This window comes from Nonomuraea endophytica (assembly GCF_014203235.1).
In the GTDB taxonomy this organism is placed as follows: Bacteria; Actinomycetota; Actinomycetes; order Streptosporangiales; family Streptosporangiaceae; genus Nonomuraea; species Nonomuraea endophytica.
The window spans coordinates 542,010-560,143 of the sequence record NZ_JACHIN010000007.1; the positions used below are offsets into that span (position 1 = coordinate 542,010).

Annotated in this window: 18 protein-coding genes; 6 read left to right on the forward strand and 12 right to left on the reverse strand. The window is 69.1% G+C overall.

Annotated features, from left to right (window positions below):
* The first annotated feature begins 277 nt into the window (after positions 1–277).
* Complete coding sequence (locus HNR40_RS27600) at positions 278–562, forward strand: hypothetical protein (protein ID WP_184966219.1); 285 nt, start codon at positions 278–280, stop codon at positions 560–562.
* A 5-nt stretch (positions 563–567) separates the two neighbouring features.
* Here the strand turns inward: HNR40_RS27600 and HNR40_RS27605 are convergent, their stop codons facing one another.
* Positions 568–912: a hypothetical protein gene (locus tag HNR40_RS27605; RefSeq protein WP_184966221.1), complete on the reverse strand. Its 345-nt coding sequence runs from the start codon at positions 910–912 to the stop codon at positions 568–570.
* A 942-nt stretch (positions 913–1,854) separates the two neighbouring features.
* Here HNR40_RS27605 and HNR40_RS27610 point away from each other — a divergent pair.
* The 3 genes from HNR40_RS27610 to HNR40_RS27620 all read left to right on the forward strand — a co-directional run bounded on the left by HNR40_RS27610 (position 1,855) and on the right by HNR40_RS27620 (position 4,648).
* Positions 1,855–2,625 carry a GntR family transcriptional regulator gene (locus tag HNR40_RS27610; RefSeq protein ID WP_184966223.1) on the forward strand — a complete coding sequence of 257 codons (771 nt, stop codon included), beginning with the start codon at positions 1,855–1,857 and terminating at the stop codon, positions 2,623–2,625.
* 10 nt (positions 2,626–2,635) lie between these two features.
* Entirely contained in the window at positions 2,636–3,286 is a 651-nt protein-coding gene (locus tag HNR40_RS27615) for a YdcF family protein (protein WP_312896528.1), read from the forward strand.
* Between the two features lie 534 nt (positions 3,287–3,820).
* Positions 3,821–4,648, forward strand: a complete 828-nt coding sequence (locus HNR40_RS27620) for a class I SAM-dependent methyltransferase (RefSeq protein ID WP_184966225.1) — start codon at positions 3,821–3,823, stop codon at positions 4,646–4,648.
* A gap of 168 nt (positions 4,649–4,816) precedes the next feature.
* On the opposite strand, the gene HNR40_RS27625 is transcribed toward HNR40_RS27620, so the two are convergent.
* The 8 genes from HNR40_RS27625 to HNR40_RS27660 all read right to left on the reverse strand — a co-directional run bounded on the left by HNR40_RS27625 (position 4,817) and on the right by HNR40_RS27660 (position 14,084).
* The gene (locus tag HNR40_RS27625) at positions 4,817–5,167 is read right to left on the reverse strand and encodes a nucleotide pyrophosphohydrolase (protein ID WP_312896529.1); all 351 of its coding nucleotides are present in this window, start codon (positions 5,165–5,167) and stop codon (positions 4,817–4,819) included.
* A complete protein-coding gene (locus HNR40_RS27630) occupies positions 5,164–5,616 on the reverse strand; it encodes a hemerythrin domain-containing protein (RefSeq protein ID WP_221340850.1) in 453 nt (150 codons plus the stop codon). The genes HNR40_RS27625 and HNR40_RS27630 overlap by 4 nt, the downstream gene beginning before the upstream one ends.
* An 11-nt stretch (positions 5,617–5,627) precedes the next feature.
* A complete protein-coding gene (locus HNR40_RS27635; protein ID WP_184966229.1) occupies positions 5,628–7,073 on the reverse strand; it encodes an alpha/beta fold hydrolase in 1,446 nt (481 codons plus the stop codon).
* 133 nt (positions 7,074–7,206) lie between these two features.
* Positions 7,207–8,535: a family 2B encapsulin nanocompartment shell protein gene (locus tag HNR40_RS27640; protein ID WP_184966231.1), complete on the reverse strand. Its 1,329-nt coding sequence runs from the start codon at positions 8,533–8,535 to the stop codon at positions 7,207–7,209.
* Positions 8,532–10,682 carry a terpene synthase family protein gene (locus HNR40_RS27645; RefSeq protein ID WP_184966233.1) on the reverse strand — a complete coding sequence of 717 codons (2,151 nt, stop codon included), beginning with the start codon at positions 10,680–10,682 and terminating at the stop codon, positions 8,532–8,534. The genes HNR40_RS27640 and HNR40_RS27645 overlap by 4 nt, the downstream gene beginning before the upstream one ends.
* Positions 10,682–12,070 (reverse strand): family 2B encapsulin nanocompartment shell protein, encoded by a 1,389-nt coding sequence (locus tag HNR40_RS27650; protein ID WP_184966235.1) that lies wholly within the window; start codon positions 12,068–12,070, stop codon positions 10,682–10,684. Before HNR40_RS27650 ends, HNR40_RS27645 begins: the two co-directional genes overlap by 1 nt.
* On the reverse strand, positions 12,067–13,020 hold the full coding sequence (locus tag HNR40_RS27655) for a 4-hydroxy-3-methylbut-2-enyl diphosphate reductase (protein ID WP_312896530.1): 954 nt from the start codon (positions 13,018–13,020) through the stop codon (positions 12,067–12,069). The genes HNR40_RS27650 and HNR40_RS27655 overlap by 4 nt, the downstream gene beginning before the upstream one ends.
* A complete protein-coding gene (locus HNR40_RS27660; RefSeq protein ID WP_184966239.1) occupies positions 13,017–14,084 on the reverse strand; it encodes a polyprenyl synthetase family protein in 1,068 nt (355 codons plus the stop codon). The genes HNR40_RS27655 and HNR40_RS27660 overlap by 4 nt, the downstream gene beginning before the upstream one ends.
* Positions 14,085–14,248: 164 nt before the next feature.
* Between HNR40_RS27660 and HNR40_RS27665 the strand changes: the two genes are divergently transcribed.
* The gene (locus tag HNR40_RS27665; RefSeq protein ID WP_184966241.1) at positions 14,249–15,985 is read left to right on the forward strand and encodes a 1-deoxy-D-xylulose-5-phosphate synthase; all 1,737 of its coding nucleotides are present in this window, start codon (positions 14,249–14,251) and stop codon (positions 15,983–15,985) included.
* On the forward strand, positions 15,982–17,076 hold the full coding sequence (gene ispG, locus HNR40_RS27670) for a flavodoxin-dependent (E)-4-hydroxy-3-methylbut-2-enyl-diphosphate synthase (RefSeq protein WP_184966243.1): 1,095 nt from the start codon (positions 15,982–15,984) through the stop codon (positions 17,074–17,076). The genes HNR40_RS27665 and ispG overlap by 4 nt, the downstream gene beginning before the upstream one ends.
* Here ispG and HNR40_RS27675 read toward each other — a convergent pair.
* The 3 genes from HNR40_RS27675 to HNR40_RS55020 form a co-directional block, all read right to left on the reverse strand.
* Positions 17,070–17,228 (reverse strand): hypothetical protein, encoded by a 159-nt coding sequence (locus HNR40_RS27675; RefSeq protein WP_184966245.1) that lies wholly within the window; start codon positions 17,226–17,228, stop codon positions 17,070–17,072. The genes ispG and HNR40_RS27675 overlap by 7 nt on opposite strands.
* Before the next feature lie 67 nt (positions 17,229–17,295).
* A complete protein-coding gene (locus HNR40_RS27680; RefSeq protein ID WP_246509499.1) occupies positions 17,296–17,856 on the reverse strand; it encodes a Rossmann-fold NAD(P)-binding domain-containing protein in 561 nt (186 codons plus the stop codon).
* Positions 17,814–18,092 carry an SDR family oxidoreductase gene (locus tag HNR40_RS55020; protein ID WP_246509570.1) on the reverse strand — a complete coding sequence of 93 codons (279 nt, stop codon included), beginning with the start codon at positions 18,090–18,092 and terminating at the stop codon, positions 17,814–17,816. The genes HNR40_RS27680 and HNR40_RS55020 overlap by 43 nt, the downstream gene beginning before the upstream one ends.
* Between the last annotated feature and the right edge of the window lie 42 nt (positions 18,093–18,134).

Sequence of the window (18,134 nt, forward strand, 5' to 3'; positions counted from 1 at the left end):
TGGTTAGGCAGATTGGGCCCCACCCTGGTCAAAGGACCTCGCTCCGCTCGGACGCCCTCAATCGTGCGCCTCCGGCGCGGCTCGCGCGTACAGTCGGGCGGTTCCCCGCCCAAACAGTCACCCACCAGATAGCCGCGTCGCTCCAGCCACCCGGAACCCAGATCACCGGTATGCCAGAGATCGTCCTCCAGCCGGCAGGCGGGCGACGCTGCCCGCCGTACCCCCGACCTGCAGCATTGCCGAACATCAAACAGAGCCCAGTCGTATCATCGAAGCTGTGACAGAGCAGGTGTGGACCGTCGCATGGTGGCAATCCGGATGGGGCGTCTGGCAAGGCGAAGAACCCGACCTCACGACCGAACCCACGTACACCACCCTCAATCTTCCGCACGTGGCATCCGAGGGTGCCACCTACTGGGCACTAGGCGTCATTCCGCACGGTTCAGGATCGGTACGTTGCCAGTTCGGCGGAGACCCCGACGGCATGGCCAAGTGGGAAACCTGGATCGAGGAGCAGCGCGCGATCCGCCGCCGACGCCGCCGCCGACTCTGGCTCTTCTAGACCGCCTACGAGATGTCCCGGGCGTTCTCGCAATCCACCGACGCCGTCTGTTGGTCCGTCGCACGGAACTCCTTGCCCGTGTCGAACGTGCCCGCCTGCGACACCTCCGCCTTATACCGCCCCGACTTGCACGGCGACAGCGCGTAGGAGTACGTGTGCTCACGCCCCGGCAGCTCGGTGAACGGTTGCGAACCCACGTCGAACCATTCCCCGCCGAACCGGCTCTCCTTGTACGACACCTTGATATGCGTTACCTGCGTGGCGATGACGTCCGGCTTCGAGCACTTCTGACGGACCTGCACCCGCACCCGGGGGGCCGCACTGCCGAACCGGACCGCCTCTATGACCACCTCCTGAAAGCAACCGACCGCTGCAGCCGGGGGCGGTGGCGGGGGATCGGTCGTGCTACCGCCGCAGCTTTGCGGAGCCGCGCCGAGGACGAGGACCGCCGTCGCTAAGAGCCTGAACCTCGCACCCTGCATACTTCGCTCCTCTCTGACCACTCGCGAACATGCCGGTACGGCAGCGCGGTTAGGGCCACGGTCTCCTAGGGCGCCCCCTCAGAGACCAACCGCGCTGCCGTACCTCATCGAAGCGATGACGCCGAGCCGCAACCCAAGCCCGTCATCCCCACCGGTTACGGCGGTGCAGGAACACGCCACACGTCACCGCTCCGATCCGCCCAGTACCACGCTCCTCATGCGAGGCGGACCACAGCGCGACACCGAACGTCTCACGCGGATGACAGGCACGACGCCATATGCGACCCCGAGGACGACGACGCAGGACGATCGCAGACACTCACACCCCTCGTGATGGAAACGTCCGCTCCCCGCGCCGCCGTCCAGCTCAACCCCGGCGATACACCCGCACGCCCACCTCGCACGCAATCTGATCATCCGCAGAGAACGGCAACGCCCAATGGTCGATGAACCATGACTTCACCTCGCTCCCGCACACCGCCCACGCGCGCTCCAACCCCTCCGGCGAGCCGTACCCGACCGGATGACCGGCCCGGCCCGCCTCGTTGCCCTTCGGGCCGAGTTGTCAGCGCAAGACGCACCAGCTTCACCGACTCCTGCTCAAACGCCCAGGTCCGCCCACGCCGCCAAGGCCCCGGCCGGTGTTTGCCCATCACGTACGGGGCTGACTTCTATTGACTGAGATCGCCAACCCGCCGTTAGTGCTACCTCTATACAACTCCCTTGGATAGCATCCCGTCAATAGAGGTAGCACTATTGAAAAGGCCAGGTCGCAGACACCTGCCGAACCAGCCCAGATCGGAGAACTACATGGTCATCGGATATCGGGAGCTTGCTGGCATACTTCGCGAACGCATCGAAAGCGGCATATATCCCGAGCCTTCTCACAACACCTTGCCCAAGCACGCCGATCTAGCCGCAGAGTTCGACATCAACGTCAAAACTGTCCGCATGGCGGTCCGACTGCTTGAAGCAGAGGGGCTGGTTACCGCCATCCGGAGGAGAGGAACCGTGATTCGAAGGCCACCGGCCATGACGCGGCTCGGAGCGGAGCGCTACGCCAAGAACAAGTGGAGGAGCGGCGTGGTGGCTTTCGCAGCCGATCGGGAGGCGTCAGGGCGATCATGGGAGCGCGGCGACCAAACGAATCGTGTGCGACTGGTTGAGGCCGACGCCGAGGCGGCAGCCGCATTGGGCTTGCCCGAAGGAGCGCCAGTGTACGAACGCGCACGACTTGTCCGAGATCAAGGGTCCCCAACTCACAAGCTCACCAGCTTCTATCGCCCCGAAGACGTCCAGGGCACACCTCTAGTTAGCCCGGAGCCAGGGCCAGCCGGGCACGGCGGAGGATTCGCAGTCCTGGCTAGCATCGGGCTGGAACCCGACGTCATCACCGAATCGCTCTACTCTCGCATGCCGACGCCGGACGAGGTGGCGGAACTTGAGCTGCCTACCGGAGTGCCGGTGGTAGTACTAAAGCGCAAAACCAGCACGAGAGAAGGCCGAATCATCGAGTTCGCTCGGGGCGTCCATTCCTCTCTGCACTTTGAATGGACTTACACGTTCAAGATTCCCGAATGAGGGGCCGACAGTGGGACGTCTTTCTCCACAACAAGAGCGAGATCTCGAAGTCCTCTGGGGCTACCATCAAATGGGTCACAAACTCCAGCCCACAGACGCGATCATCGGGCTTGGCAGTCACGATCTTGGTGTCGCACAATTCTCGGCACAGCTCTTCAAGCGCGACATCGCGCCCCTCGTTATCTTCACGGGCGCAAACGCCCCAACAACCATTGAGAGATTTCCCCGAGGCGAAGCCGTTCACTATCGCGAGGAAGCCATTCGACTCGGCGTACCCGATGCCCGGATACTTCTGGAGACCAAGGCTTCCAACACAGGTGAGAACATTCAATTTACTCGCGACCTGCTAGCCAGTCGCGGGCTCCATGTGGATAGCATCACTCTGGTCTCACGGCCCTATCAACAGCGTCGCGCGTTTGCCACGTGCCGCAAGCTGTGGCCTGAAGTCGATGTTATCTGTGCTTCGCAACCACTTCCGCTCGGCGAATACATACTCTCCATCGGAGACGCCAAACGTGTGGCAGACATGATGGTAGGGGATACTCAACGGATCAATATCTATGCGAAGCGCGGTTTTGCAATACCGCAGGACATTCCCTCGCATGTCGTTGAGGCTTACGAGCGCCTTGTCGCCGAGGGATTCACGAGTCGCCTGATCTAGCGCGCCTCTTTGTTCGCCAGAAGGGCTTCTACTCCAGCTCGCGCAACTTCCGGACTAACAACCATGGCAACCACTTCGCCATCTACGGTGAGAGGCACAGGGCCGTCCGTCCGCGCCTGCTCGGCAAGCATGGCCAGCGTACTAACAAGCAGACTCGCGTCCGCGTACTCATAATTTCCCTTACACCCGCATCGCCGCAGGTCAGAAACACAACAGCCCAGATCGCGGACTACGCACCGCCCGTTCCCTCACCTCTGACATGGGGTGAGTTCTCCCTGGGAACCCCCACGCCTGGGGCTGATCATCGCCCAAGGGGAGGCGACCCGTGGACCACGTGGCGAAGTCAAGGCCAAGAGCGGCAGAAGCCCCGAGGGACGGGCAGGCAACCCAGGAGGTGCCGAGATATCTGAGGTCAGGAAGCTGGAGGGGCGTGAGGCCGGGGGCGGGCAGGCTGCAGCAGCGTCGGCAGGAGCGCGTCAGCAGCTGGCGTTATCCGGTGGCCCCCCGTGGATGAGTCTCATAGCCTGTGCGCTCATGGGTGATGATCCGAAGACGCGCCCGGAGCGACGTGACCTCGGTCGGGTGTTCAACGAGGTGCCGGAGCTCTATGACCGGGTCCGGCCGGGGTATCCCGACGAGTTGTTCGCGGACCTCGTCAGCGTGACCGGGATGGACGAGAGGTCGTCGGTGCTGGAGGTGGGCTGCGGTACCGGTCAGGCGACGCGCTCGCTGGCAGCGCTCCGATGTTCGGTTACCGCGGTCGAGCAGGGTACGGAGATGGCCGCACTCGCGAGCCGGCGGCTCGCCGGCCTCGGCAACGTCGAAGTCGAGAGATCGGCGTTCGAGGAGTGGGACGACCGCGGTCGACGCTTCGATGTCCTCGTGGCTGCGTCTTCGTGGCACTGGGTGGACTCGTCGATTGGCTGGCGGCGAGCGCACGACGTGCTCAATCCCGGAGGCTGGATGGCGCTGCTCGGCAACGTCGTGGTCCGGCGGCAGGGAGAGCCCGAGGTTTATGCCGAGACCGCCGATCTCCACGAGCGTTTCTGCCCTGGGAACCCTGGCTGGGGTCATCCGCCGCTGGAGGACGACGTGCGTACCACCGATGAGGGTTGGGGTCTGGTCGACGATCCCGGTGGCTTGTTCGGCCCGACGATCGTGCGCTGGTACCCGACCGTTCAGTGGTTCGATGGGGACGGGTTCGCCGATCTCCTTCGCTCGACGTCGTTGTACCGCAGGCTCGATCGCGACGTCCGTGAGCCTCTGCTCGACGCCATGGCCGAGCGCATCCGCACGCGGATGGGCGACCGAGCATCACGCCGCTACCTGAGCGTCCTCCGTGTCGGACAGCGCGCCGTGTGAAGTCCAGGGGTGCCGGAGAACCCGAGGTCGAGAGGCCGGAGGGCCGGGAGGCAGCAGCCCGGAGAGGAAGCCTGGGCGGAAGGCCAGGGGCCGCTCGCGGGGGCCGAGAGGCACACGGCCGGAGTGTCTGGAGACCGGAAGCCGGAGGGGGCAGGTGGCCGGGTGGGGTCAGGGGGGCAGGGGTGGGGCTTTGCGGGCTGAGCCGCGGTAGGTGTCGGCGTCGTACCGCTTCTCGCTCTGGTCCAGCTTCGCATGAGCGTCAGCGATCAGGTCCACACCCAGCACATCAGCCAACCGCACCAAATACCCAATCACATCCCCCAGCTCAGCCCGCACCCGCCCCATGGCAGCCTCATCCAGAGGCTCACCGGGAGCCAGCCACTGAAACTCGGCCACCAACTCCCCCACCTCACCGGCAAGCGCCATCACCAGGTTCTTGGGCGTATGGAACTGCTCCCAATCCCGGGCCTCCACAAAGGCCCGGAATCGGGCGGCCAGCTCCTCGATCTCGGTGCTCACGAGCCGCCCCGCACCAGGTAGTCAGGCCGCTGGTCCCGCCATTCAGGCAGATCAAGAGCGTCAAGGGCGGCGACGATCTTGCGTTCCTCGAAGGTGAAGTGTGACTCCAGGATCGCGGTCAGGCCGTCCAGTTCGGACAGCGCGGCTTCGGGGTCGCTGCCGTCCAGGGATTCGATGCGTTCGAGGAGGTGTGCCACCAGCTGATGGTCCTCCTCCAGCTGCGCGATGACGGGCCGCAGCTCGGGGTGGCGTTCGGCGAGCGCGGGGAAGGCGACGCCGTCCTCGCCGGTGTGGTGCCGGGTCACCGCCGTACAGAATGCCAGGCAATGGGCGCGCAGGTCGGCCGGGCGCCCGCCGGAGGCGAGGTCCTGGCGCAGCCGTTCGAGCTCCCCTCTCAGCCAGTCGTGCACTTCGATGAGCTGGGTTCCGAACGCGGCGATCTGGTCCACGGGCCCCGATCCTAGAGGGTGACCCCGGGCGGCGTGCTGGTGCATGCCGGGTTCGCGGGCGGGAGCTTGAGCGTGGTCAGGTAGTCGACGGCGTAACGCGCCTGGCAGCCCTTGTTGTGGAGCTTCATGGCATGGGTCCAGTCGGGCAGCACGGTCAGGCGGGCGCGTTCGCCCAGCTGCTTGGCGACGTTCGCGGCCCAGGCGACGGGGGTGGCGTTGTCGTAGCGGCTCTGGAGGAGCAGCAGCGGGGTGGTCGCCTTGGAGACGGACTCGCGTTGGGGGTTTTTGACCGGCGCGGGCCAGCCTTGGCAGGTCAGGACCGTCTTCATCGCGTTCGGGGAGTAGCGGACGGTGGGCGCCACGGCGGCCGCGGCGGCCAGGTCGGCCTTGATCTCGGCGGCGTCGCGGTAGGCCATGGCGTAGTCCTGGCAGACGATGGGGTCGGCGTAGTTGATCCGCTTGGGGAGGGTGTCGTCGCCGTCGGTGCGCCACGGCTTGCCCTTGTCGAGCGTGTTCAGGAACATGCCCGCGGCCGGCCACGACGGCGTGAACAGCATCGCGTCGATCGTCGCGGTCACCGTGTACGGCGTCCACGCCCGCCCGTTCTCGTCCTTGCCCAGCTTGCCGCGCTCCGCCTTGGCCAGCACCCGCCGGTAGGCCGCGACCGGATCGTCCACCTCGCACGTCTTGTCCTTGGCGCACCACGCCACGAACTCCCCGAAGGACTCCTCCAGCGCCCTGGCCGCGCTGACGGTGAAGGTCCGCCGGTCCAGGCTGTGGTCCATCACGCCATCCAGTACGGCTCCGCGCAACCGCTGCCCGAACCTGGCGGCGTACTCCTGGGCCAGCAGCGTGCCGTACGAGTGGCTGTAGATCGTGATCTTGTCGGCGCCGATGGCCTGCCTGACCCGGTCGAGGTCCTGGGCGGCGCTGGCGCTGTCGAGGTGGTCGAACGCGGGCCCGGTGGCTTTCCTGCACGCCTCGGCGAGCCCGGTGGAGGCCTGGCGCAGTTGGCGCAGTTGGGCGTCGGTCGTGGGGAGGCGGTCGGGGCCGAGTGCCATGACCTGCTCGGCCGGGCAGGTGAGCGGGCTGCTGGCGCCGACGCCGCGCGGGTCGAGGCTGACGATGTCGTAGCGGCGTTCGAGGCCGCCGAACTCCTTGCTCCCGATGAGCGTCTCGACGCCCGCCTGACCTGGGCCGCCGGGCAGGTACACGATCGTGCCCTCGGACTTGGGCGCCTTCCTGCGGGCCACGGCGATCTCGATGGCCGGGCCGCCCGGCTCGCTCCAGTCGAGCGGGACCTTGACGTCCGCGCACTCGACCCCCTCGCCGCCGGGACACGGACGCCAGGCCGCGGCGGGCGCGCTCGGCTTGGGCTTGGCCGTGGTGGCGACGGTGCCGCAGGCGGCCACGGCCACCAGCGGGGTCAGCAGGACGAGGGCGGTACGGATGTGCACTGCGGGCCTTTCTTTCGTGTTCCCGATGGATACTCCAGGAACACCGGCACCCCGCGGATCAGCCGAAATGCCCAGCGTCGCGCCCCGAGGGTCGGCCGGACGGCCGACCCCGGACGTCATCCCGCCGACGTACTCAGACCTCGACGTTCTCCAGTACGCCGAGCGCGTCGGGCACCAGCACCGCCGCCGAGTAGTAGGTGGTCACCAGGTAGCTGATGATCGCCTTGTCGTCGATGCCCAGCTTGCGCACCGACAGTCCGGGCTCGTACTCGTCGGGCAGCCCGGTGCGGTTCAGTCCGATGACGCCCTGTTTCTCCGTCCCGGTACGCATGACGATGATCGAGCTGAGCCCCTGGTCGCTGATCGGGATCTTGTCGCTGGGCAGGATCGGCACCCCGCGCCAGGCCATCACCTTGGCGCCGTTGAACTCGGTGACGTCCGGCTGGATGCGGCGGGCGGTGCACTGCCTGCCCAGGGCGGCGATCGCGCGGGGGTGGGCGAAGAAGTAGTGGGAGCTGCGCCGGCGGGACAGCAGCTCGTCCATGTCGTGCGGGGTGGGCGGGCCGGTGCGCGTCTGGAAGCGCTGCTTGAGGTCGACGTTGTGCAGCAGCCCGAAGTCGCGGTTGTTGACGAGCTCGTGCTCCTCCCGTTCGCGCACCGCCTCGATGGTCAGGCGCAACTGCTGCTGCGTCTGGTCCATCGGCCCGTTGTACAGGTCGGCGACCCGCGTGTGCACGCGCAGCACGGTCTGGGCCACGCTCAGCTCGTACTCGCGGGGCCCGCGGTCGTAGTCGACGTACGTGCCGGGCAGCGTCGGCTCGCCCCGGTGGCCGGCGGACATGGCGATCTCGGCCTCGCCGTGCTTGTTGCTCGGGCCGGTCCTGGCCGGGCGGTCGAGGTGTTCGCGCAGGCTGTCGGAGCGCTCGCGCAGCCGGTCGGCGTCCTCGCGGGAGAGCACCAGCACCGTGCAGGCCGTCACCGCCCTGGCGGGCTGGGCGCCGTCGCCGGTCAGGTCGCCCAGGTGGTCGCCGTCGGCCAGCATGCCGACGACGGTGGCGCGGCCGTACCCGCCGATGCCGGTTTTGGCGACCTTGCCATGTGCGACCAGCACGATCTGCCCGTCCGGCACCTCCTGCCCCTCGACCAGGTCGTGCTGGACGAAGCGTTCGGCGAGCGCCTGCAGTTCGGCCGCGTCCTCGAAGTCGTGCAGCGACGGCAGCTCGCGTAGTTCATCCGGAATCACCTGTACGGCGGCGCCGACCGAGGTGAAGCTGACCCGCCCGTCCCCCACGGTGTAGTTGAGCCGCCGGTTCACCCGGTAGACGCCGCCGACCGCCTCGACCCACGGCAGCGCGTGCAGCAGGTGGCGTGGCGTGATCTCCCGCATCTGCGGGACGGTCTTGCTGGTCGTGGCGAGCTTGCGCGCCGCCGCGGTCCCGAGGCTGAGCAGGGATTCTGTCATGGCGCGCCCATCGGTAGCAGGGAGTGGATCCGGCTGACCGCCGTGCCGAGGCCGGTGGGGCCCTGGGTCCAGCGGACGGCCGAGCCGCGGCGGAGTTCGCTCTCGGTGTAGCGGGTGCACCGCCCGTGCCAGCGCAGGATGCCGGCCATCCAGTCCTGCAGCCCGGTCACGTAGCGGGCGACCGCGCCGCGCAGTTCGTCGTCGGCGCCGCGGGTGTCGAGCATGGCCGGCAGGTCGTTGCCGACGACGTGCTCGAACTCGGCCATCCTGGCGGCCAGGAGCTTGGCGACGACGGCCACGGCCTCGTCCACGTCGCAGTCGAAGAAGTTGCGCATGACCAGCACGGAGTTGTGCAGGTCGCCCTCGAACTGGATCTCCTTCTGGCCGGAGAAGAGGTCGTTGACCAGGCAGCTGTAGTCCGCCGCCGCGTTGGTCATGGCCAGGAACTCGCGGGTGCGGAAGAGCTCGTCGGGCAGGGGTTGCGGGCTGGTGAGCCGGTTCAGCCGGATCGTCAGCCCGGTGCCGAACGTGAGCCTGCGCATCTCGATGTAGTCGACCGGGTCGGGCACCCGGTTCTGGATGAGGTTGACGACCTCCCACTCCCAGCTGTGGATCATGATCGTGACCTCGTCGCGCAGCGCCCGCCGCTCGGCTTCCGGCAGTGGTGTGGCGGTCCGTGCCCACAGGTCCGCCAGCCCCCTCTCCACGGCGGTGAGCGGCAGCGTGATCGGGATCAGGTCGATCGGCATGAGGTCGCGCAGCCGCCGGTTGGACAGCTTGGCGCCGGTCAGGTCGTGGCCGCCGCCGTAGACCTTCGGGTAGTAGTCGTCGGCGTAGGTGCCCCAGGCGAGCCAGTCGGCCGCCAGCTCAAGCGCCCGCGCGTCGACCTCCGGGGCCAGGCCGGAGGCGCACAGCGCCATGTCGAAGCCTTTGACCTGGCCTTCCGTCCACAACGCTGTGGACGGAAGGCCAGGCAGGGCGGTGGTGAAGCCCATCTCCACGCACCACCGCTCGTTGTGGGCGCGGGCCCGGTCCAGGTGCGGGTTGTCGCGGACGGTGAACGGCATGGGGAACTGCGGCAGCCGTACCGTCGTCTCGGAGAAAGGGCGGTAGGTGAAGTTGCGCAGGCCGCTCTTCACATGGGCGGGCGAGACGTTGAGCGGGCCGCGCTCGCGCTGGGCCTTGGTGTAGCGGCTGGAGGCCAGGTGCCAGGCGTGGCCGCCGGCCTGCCAGTCCTGCAGGCCCTTGACGTAACGCATCACCCGTTCCTGCTCGTGCGGCGCGAGCGCGTGCTCGGCGAGCAGGGCGGGCAGTTCGGTGAGCGCGGTGTGCTCGAACTGGTGCAGCCGCGAGGTGATCATGTCGTTGGTGATCTCGACGCCGCGCTGGGTGCCGCAGCCGAAGAAGTTCTCACAGACCAGCACGGAGTTGGACAGCTCGCCTTCCGCGACCACCTCCCGCTGGTAGGAGAACAGGTCGTTGCGCAGGTGTACGGCGTCGGCGAACGTCTCGGTGAGCACCCGGATCGGCCGGGTGTGCGCGACGCGGGCGGGCAGTTCGGCGGCCGCCGCGTGCTCGACCAGGCAGGCCGACCAGGGGGCGCCGCCGACCTTTCTGCGCTCCTCGATGTACTCGATGGGGTTGGAGACGAGGCCCGACTCGATGTGGAACAGCTCCCACATCGACTCCTGGGTGAGGTCGCGGGTGACGGAGACGAAGCGGCGCCGCCACCCGTCCGTCATCGCGGGCACCGTCCTGGCCCACAGGTCCTTCAGGCCCAGCTCGACCGGGTTGGTCGGCTCGGGCGGGTCGTCGGCCATGAACAGGTCGATGCGGTCCAGGTAGGCCTGGGCGCCCTTGAGGTCCTTGGTGCGTTTGAAGGCGTGCAGGAAGTGGTCGTCGAAGAAGAACACCCAGGCGTACCAGTCGGTGATGAGGTCGAGCTCTTCGGCCGGGCAGTCGGGGTGGGCGTAGGCGCACATCAGGCCGTAGTCGTGCGCCTCCAGGTCGGCCGGGCCCCAGATGTCGGGGTCGTCGAAGAAGCCCATCCGGGCCGCCCACGCGCGGGTGTGCGCGCGGGCGGTCTCCAGATGAGGGTTCAGTCTGGGCGGATACGGCAGGTAGAAGTCCGGCAGCTCATACGCCATCAGCCCACCTCAACGCTCTCCAGGATGCCGAGAGCGTCCGGCACGAGCACCGCCGCGGAGTAGTAGGTCGTGACCAGGTAGGAGATGACGGCCTTGTCGTTGATGCCCATGAAACGCACCGACAGGCCGGGCTCGTACTCGTCCGGCAGCCCGGTGCGGGTCAGGCCGATGACGCCCTGGGCCGCCTCGCCCACCCGCATCGCCATGATCGAGCTGAGGCCGGAGTCGCTGACCGGGATCTTGTTGCACGGCAGGATCGGCACCCCGCGCCAGGACGGCGCCTTCTGCCCGTTGATCTCCACGCTCTGCGGGTAGATGCCCCGCTCGGTGCACTGGCGGGCGAACGCGGCGATCGCCCGCGGGTGCGCGATCAGGACGGCCGGGTTCTTCCAGACCAGGGCGAGCAGCTCGTCGAAGTCGTCCGGGGTGGGCGGGCCGGTCAGCGTGTGGATGCGCTGCTTGAGGTCGGCGTTGTGCAACAGGCCGAACTCGCGGTTGTTGACCAGCTCGTTCTCCTGGCGCTCGCGCAGCGCCTCCACCGTCAGCCGCAACTGCTGCTGCGTCTGGTTCATCGGCTCGTTGTAGAGGTCGGCCACGCGGGTGTGCACCCGCAGGATCGTCTGGGCGACGCTCAGCTCGTACTCGCGCGGCGCCGCGTCGTAGTCGACGAACGTGCCGGGCAGCGTCGGCTCGCCGGTGTGGCCGGAGGCCAGGGCGATCTCCGCCTCACCGTGGGCGTTCAGCGACCGGTCGGGGTCGGCTGCCCACGCCTCGACGTGCTCGCGCAGGCCGTCGGTCTGGTCGGCGACCTCGTCGAAGGCCGACCTGGGCAGCGCGAGCACGGTGCACGCGGTGACCGCCTGGACGGTCAGGTCGTAGGTGCCCGCCTCACCGGCCAGCGACCTGTCGCCGAAGTAGTCGCCGTCGGCCAGCACGCCGCGCACGGTCTGCTTGCCGTAGGCGCCCTCGCCGAGCAGGCTGACCTTGCCGTGCGCCACCAGCACGACCTCGGTCGCCGGGGTGCCGGCCTCGACGATCACCGATCCGGCCTCGTACTCGCGCTGGGTGAAGCGGTCGGCCAGGGCGGTCAGCACGTCGATATCGTCATAGCCGCGCAGCGCGGGCAGCTCGCACAACTCGGCGGGGATCACCCGCACAGCCGCTCCGGTGTTGGTGAAGGTGACCCTTCCGTCCCCGACCGTGTAGGTGAGCCGCCGGTTGACCCGGTACGCACCGCCGACGACCTCGACCCAGGGCAGCGCCTTGAGCAGATGCCGGGAGGTGATCTCCTGCATCTGCGGCTGCGTCTTGGTCGTGGTCGCCAGGTTGCGCGCGGCCTTCGTACCGAGACTGAGGGGGCTCTCGTTGTTCAGGACGGATTCGGTCACAGGACACCACCTATCGGGGAGCGGAGCTCACGGAGCTCGGGCGGGAGGGAGAAGATCAGGCTTTCTTCGGCCAGCGTCACGGTCTGGACGTCGGCGAAGCCGCGCTCGGCGAGCCAGCCGAGCAGTTCGGCCACGAGGTGCTCGGGGACGGAGGCGCCGGAGCTGACGCCGACGGTCTGCACGCCGTCCAGCCAGCTCTCCTCCGCCTCGGCCACGCCGTCCACGAGGTAACCGGCACGGGCGCCGGCGGCGAGCGCGACCTCGACCAGGCGCCGGGAGTTGGAGGAGTTGGCCGAGCCGACCACGATCACCAGGTCGCACTCGGGAGCGATGGCGGTGATCGCTTCCTGGCGGTTCTGGCTGGCGTAGCAGATGTCGTCGCTGGGCGGGTCGACGAGGCCGGGGTAGCGCTCGCGCAGCCGCTCGACCGCGCCCATGGTCTCGTCCACCGAGAGCGTGGTCTGCGACAGCCAGCTGATCGGCCGGTCGGTCGGCAGATCGAGCTCGTCGGGGCGGGCCGGGTCGACCACGTGCATGCGGTCGGGGGCCTCGCCGAGCGTGCCCTCGACCTCCTCGTGCTCGGCGTGGCCGATGAGCACGATGTCGTAGCCGGACTCGGCGAACCTGACCGCCTCCTTGTGCACCTTGGTGACCAGCGGGCAGGTGGCGTCGATGCTGCGCAGGCCGCGGCCGGCCGCGGTGTCCTTGACCGCGGGCGAGACCCCGTGGGCGGAGAAGACGACCAGGGAGCCGTCGGGCACCTCGTCGAGTTCGTCCACGAAGACCGCGCCCCGCTTGGTGAGGTCGGCGACCACGAAGGTGTTGTGGACGATCTGTTTACGGACGTAGACCGGCGGGCCGTACCTTTTCAGGGCCTCCTCGACGGCGCGGATGGCACGTTCCACCCCGGCGCAGTAGCCGCGCGGGGCGGCGAGCAGGACCCGCTTCACGCGCTGCGGTGGGTGAGCCGCTCGGCCATAAGGGTCAGGCCCTGCCGGGCGTGCCGGTCGATCGCGCATGTCCGCAACTCCTCAAGTCCGGTTCGGGCCCGGCCGTCGATCATCGTCTCGACGCGGGCGAGTGCTCGGGTGTCGACGATGATCTGCCGCAGGTCGGCGGCGCGCTTCTCGTCGAGGTCGGGGTTGCCGTGCCAGGCGCGCAGCAGACGCAGCGCGGGCCCGGCGGCCTCGGCGAAGGCGTGCGCGATCAGGACGGTGGCCTTGCCCTCGCGCAGGTCGTCGAGGACGGGCTTGCCGGTGACGCCCGGGTCGCCGAACACGCCCAGGACGTCGTCACGCAGCTGGAACGCCTCGCCGAGCGGCTGCCCGAAGCGCGAGTAGGACTCCAGCAGCGACCGGGAGGCGCCGGCCAGCGCGCCGCCGATCTGCAGGGGCCGTTCGACCGTGTACTTGGCGGTCTTGTAACGGATGACGGTGAGCGCGCGCTCGGCGTCCGGGTCGAGGTGCGACTGGATGTCGAGGTACTGCCCGGCGATCACCTCGGCGCGCATCCGGTTGAACAGCCGCCGGGGCGCGCCGCCCGTGTCGCCGAAGAGCTCGTCGGCCCAGGCCTGGGCGAGCACCCCGAGCAGGACGGCGGCGCTGTGTCCGAAAGGCACCGCCGATGACACGATGCCCGGGTGCCGCAGCGGCCGCGCCAGGCTCCGGTGCAGGGTGGGGCGGCCTCTGCGCAGGGCGCTGCCGTCCATGATGTCGTCGTGGATGAGCAGGCCCGCGTGGTAGAGCTCCAGCGCGGCGCCCGCGGCGACGGGGGCCGTCTCGTCCGTGCCGCCGGCGCCGCGCGCTCCCCAGTAGCAGAGCAGGGGCCTGATCCGCTTGCCGCCCTTGACCACGAACTCGCGCAGGAGCCGGTGGCCCTCGGCCAGTTCCGGGTCGGCGACGGGAGCGGGGTGGGCGTCGATGAACTCGCTCAGCAGGTCGTCGACCGCTGTCCTGACCCTGTGGATGGTCGTGTCGACCGGCTCCACGGGGGGTTCCGCAACCTCCGCCGTCATGATCCGTTCTCCTCTTTCGAGATCGTCGGACACACACGAGAAGCTAGGTCACGAATACCGAGAGTGAAATCGGTCGTTCCATTGACCGGAACACCCGGTTCACGGACGTCCCTTGGCGGAGCCAGTATTCGACCACGACAGCAGCCGACCCTTGCGGAGCACCCATGGCGGCCCCTCCTGGACTGGACGAATCTCTGCTCCAAACCATCTCCGGCCCCCGCGACCTGCGCCTTCTCCCAGCTGCGCATCTGGGGGCACTGGCTCGCGAGATCCGCGAGTTCCTCATCGCGAAGGTCATGGCGAGGGGCGGGCACCTCGGCTCGAACCTCGGCATGGTCGAGATCACGATTGCTTTGCACCGCGTCTTCCATTCCCCGGAGGACACACTTCTGTTCGACACCGGACATCAGGCATACGTCCACAAACTGCTCACCGGCCGACGCGCCGACTTCGACAGCCTGCGCGCCCACGGCGGCCTCAGCGGCTACCCCTCGCGCGAGGAGTCGCCGCACGACCACATCGACAACTCCCACGCCTCCACCGCGCTCGCCTACGCCGACGGCATCGCCAAGGCCCGCAGGCTCAAGGGCGAGGAGAGCCGCGCGGTGGTGGCCGTGGTCGGCGACGGCGCGCTGACCGGCGGGCTGGCCTGGGAGTCGCTCAACAACCTGAGCGACGGCGAGAGCCGCCCGGTCGTCATCGTGCTCAACGACAACGGCCGCTCCTACGCCCCCACTCACGGCGGCTGCGCCCGCAACCTCGGCACGCTGCTGGAGAACCTCGGCTTCGTCTACCTCGGCCCCGTCGACGGCCACGACATCGCCGCCGTCGAGCGCGCGCTGCGCACCGCGCGCACGCTGCCGAGCCCCAGCGTCGTGCACTGCAAGACCCGCAAGGGGTACGGCTACCGCCCCGCCGAGCTGGATCTGGGCGAGCACATGCACGCCATCCCGGCCAGCGACCCGCGTACCGGGAAACCGCTGTCGGCCGGGGGCCAGACCTGGACCCACGTCTTCTCCGAGCGGTTGTGCGCGCTCGGCGAGGCCAGGCCCGACCTGGTGGCGATCACCGCGGCGATGGCCGGGCCCACCGGGCTTGAGGCGTTCGGCCGGCGCTTCCCCGGGCGGATGTTCGACGTGGGCATCGCCGAGCAGCACGCGATGGTGTCGGCGGCCGGGCTGGCGCTGGAGGGCTTCCACCCGGTGGTCGCCGTCTACGCCACCTTCCTCAACCGCGCCTTCGACCAGGTGCTCCTGGACGTGGCCATGCAGCGGCTGCCGATCACGATCGTGCTGGACCGGGCGGGCATCACCGGTCCCGACGGCCCCAGCCACCACGGCATGTGGGACCTGGCGATCCTGTCGGCGGTTCCGGGCCTGCGGGTGGCCGCGCCGCGCGACGTCCGGCGGCTGCGCGAACTGCTCGACGAGGCCGTGGCGGTGGACGGCCCGACCGCGCTGCGCTTCCCCAAGGCCGGGGCGGGCGCCGAGCTGGCCGCCGTGGAACGTTCCGAAGGCCTGGACGTGCTGTGGAGCACCGGCGACGACGTGCTGCTCGTCGCGGTCGGCGCGACGGCCGAGGCGTGCGTGGAGGCGGCGGCGACGCTGGCCGCGGAGGGCGTGGGGGTGCGGGTGGTCGACCCGCGCTGGGTGCTGCCCGTCGCCCCCGGCCTGGTCGGGGCGGCGGCCGCGCACCACCTGGTCGTCACCGTCGAGGACGGCGTGGTGACCGGTGGGGTCGGCGCGGCGATCGCGCAGGCGTGCGCGGGCGGGACGCGGGTGCGCCAGCTCGGGCTGCCCCCCGCGTTCATCCCGCACGGCTCGCGCGAGCGGTTATTGGCCGACGCGGGACTGACCGGTTCGGGGATCGCGCACGCCGTACGGAAGGAGCTGGCCCGATGATCGAGCTCGGAATGCCGACGAGGAGGCCGAGGGTCTCGCGGCAGGTGATGGTGGGCGGCGTGCCGGTCGGTGGCGGTGCGCCGGTGAGCGTGCAGTCGATGACCACCACGCCCACCCACGACGTCAACGCGACCCTGCAGCAGATCGCGGAGCTGACCGCGTCCGGCTGCCAGATCGTACGCGTGGCGGTGCCGACGCAGGACGACGCCGACGCGCTGCCCGAGATCGCCCGCAAGTCGCAGATCCCGGTGATAGCCGACATCCACTTCCAGCCGCGCTACGTCTTCGCCGCCATCGACGCCGGGTGCGCGGCGGTGCGGGTGAACCCGGGCAACATCAGGAAGTTCGACGACAAGGTGGGTGAGATCGCGCGGGCGGCGGGGGACGCGGGCGTCCCGATCAGGATCGGGGTCAACGCCGGCTCCCTGGACCCCCGGCTGCTGGAGAAGCACGGCAAGGCGACGCCGGAGGCCCTGGTGGAGTCGGCGCTGTGGGAGTGCTCCCTGTTCGAGGAGCACGGCTTCCGCGACATCAAGATCTCGGTCAAGCACCACGACCCGGTGGTGATGATCGCCGCCTACCGCCGCCTCGCCGCGCGCTGCGACTACCCGCTGCACCTCGGCGTGACCGAGGCGGGGCCACTCATGCAGGGGACGGTCAAGTCGGCGGTGGCCTTCGGCGTGCTGCTGGCGGAGGGCGTCGGCGACACGATCCGGGTGTCACTGTCGGCGCCTCCGGTGGAGGAGGTCAAGGTCGGCATCGGCATCCTCGAATCTCTGGGGCTGCGGCAGCGCAAGCTGGAGATCGTCTCGTGCCCGTCCTGCGGACGGGCACAGGTGGACGTCTACCGCCTGGCCGAGGAGGTGTCGGCCGGGCTGGAGGGCTTCCCGTTCCCGCTACGTGTGGCGGTCATGGGCTGCGTGGTGAACGGGCCGGGCGAGGCCCGCGAAGCGGACCTGGGCGTGGCCTCGGGCAACGGCAAGGGACAGATCTTCGTGAAGGGCAAGGTGATCAAGACCGTTCCTGAGTCGCGGATCGTGGAGACCCTGATCGAGGAGGCCCTGCGCCTCGCGGAGGAGCAGCCTCAGTAGGAGCTCCTGCGCGGGGCGGCGGTCGGGCGGCGCGACAGGTTGGCGCGGCCGGTGGGCTGGATGTCGCGGACGGCGAGCTCGCGCTTGGCGGCGCGGCCGTTGGCCCGCTCGGTGGTGGTGCCGGTGATGGAGCTGGGGAGCTTGATTCGCATCTGGTTCCTTTGTTTGAGACCACTTCGTTTGAAGTGCTGTCAACGTAGTACTACAGACGGAGTGGTGTCAACCCCATGTCGCGTCGGCCGCGAAATCCTCGAAGGACTTGGGCGGCCGGCCCGTGACCCGCAGCACCACGTCGGTCGGTACGGCGTCGCCGACGGCACGCAGCGCCGCGAACGCCTCGATCTCCGCCCGCACGTCCGGCTCCGGCAGCCCGAACCCGGTCATGACCGCCAGATAGTCCGCCGCCGAGCCCAGATAGCGGACCGTCCGCCCCGAGGCCCGCCCGATGATCTCCACCACCTCGGCGAACGTCAGCGCGCGCGGCCCGGTCACCTCGTACGAGCGCCCCGCGTGCCCGTCCTCGACCAGCGCCGCCGCCGCCACGGCCGCGATGTCACCGGCGTCCACGAAGGCCTGACGGGCCTCGCCCAGCGGGACCGCGACCTCGCCGGCCAGCACCGCCTCACGCATCGCGCCCTCGTCGAAGTTCTGGTCGAACCACGACGGCCGCAGGATCGTCCACTCAGCGCCGGAGCCGCGCACCACCCGCTCGGCGGCCAGCAGCCGCTCGTCGCCCATCACCTCGATGCCGCCGCTGGACAGCAGCACGATGCGGCGCACCCCGCCTCGACCGCCGCCGCCACGAACTCCGGGTCCACCGGCAGGTCGTCCGGCGCCATCAGATACATGCGGTCGGCTCCGGCCAGCGCGGGCCGCCAGGTGCTCCGGTCGTTCCAGTCGAAGCGCACCTCGCCGTGCCGTGACGCCGGCCGTACCGGATGGCCGGAGGACCTCAGAAGGTCCGTCACCCGACGCCCCGTCGAGCCCGTCGCCCCCAGAACCAGGATCTCGTTCATACTGCACCCCTTCTTAAGGAAAGCTGGGAATGCCCCATTCGG

Excerpts from the sequence above, each read along its gene's own strand:
- HNR40_RS27610 (WP_184966223.1), top strand. The coding sequence starts at position 1,855 with ATGGTCATCGGATATCGGGAGCTTGCTGGCATACTTCGCGAACGCATC.
- HNR40_RS27620 (WP_184966225.1), top strand. The coding sequence starts at position 3,821 with ATGGGTGATGATCCGAAGACGCGCCCGGAGCGACGTGACCTCGGTCGG.
- HNR40_RS27665 (WP_184966241.1), top strand. The coding sequence starts at position 14,249 with ATGGCGGCCCCTCCTGGACTGGACGAATCTCTGCTCCAAACCATCTCC.
- HNR40_RS55020 (WP_246509570.1), bottom strand. The coding sequence starts at position 18,092 with ATGAACGAGATCCTGGTTCTGGGGGCGACGGGCTCGACGGGGCGTCGG.
- ispG (WP_184966243.1), top strand. The coding sequence starts at position 15,982 with ATGATCGAGCTCGGAATGCCGACGAGGAGGCCGAGGGTCTCGCGGCAG.
- HNR40_RS27645 (WP_184966233.1), bottom strand. The coding sequence starts at position 10,682 with ATGGCGTATGAGCTGCCGGACTTCTACCTGCCGTATCCGCCCAGACTG.
- HNR40_RS27675 (WP_184966245.1), bottom strand. The coding sequence starts at position 17,228 with ATGCGAATCAAGCTCCCCAGCTCCATCACCGGCACCACCACCGAGCGG.
- HNR40_RS27660 (WP_184966239.1), bottom strand. The coding sequence starts at position 14,084 with ATGACGGCGGAGGTTGCGGAACCCCCCGTGGAGCCGGTCGACACGACC.
- HNR40_RS27640 (WP_184966231.1), bottom strand. The coding sequence starts at position 8,535 with ATGACAGAATCCCTGCTCAGCCTCGGGACCGCGGCGGCGCGCAAGCTC.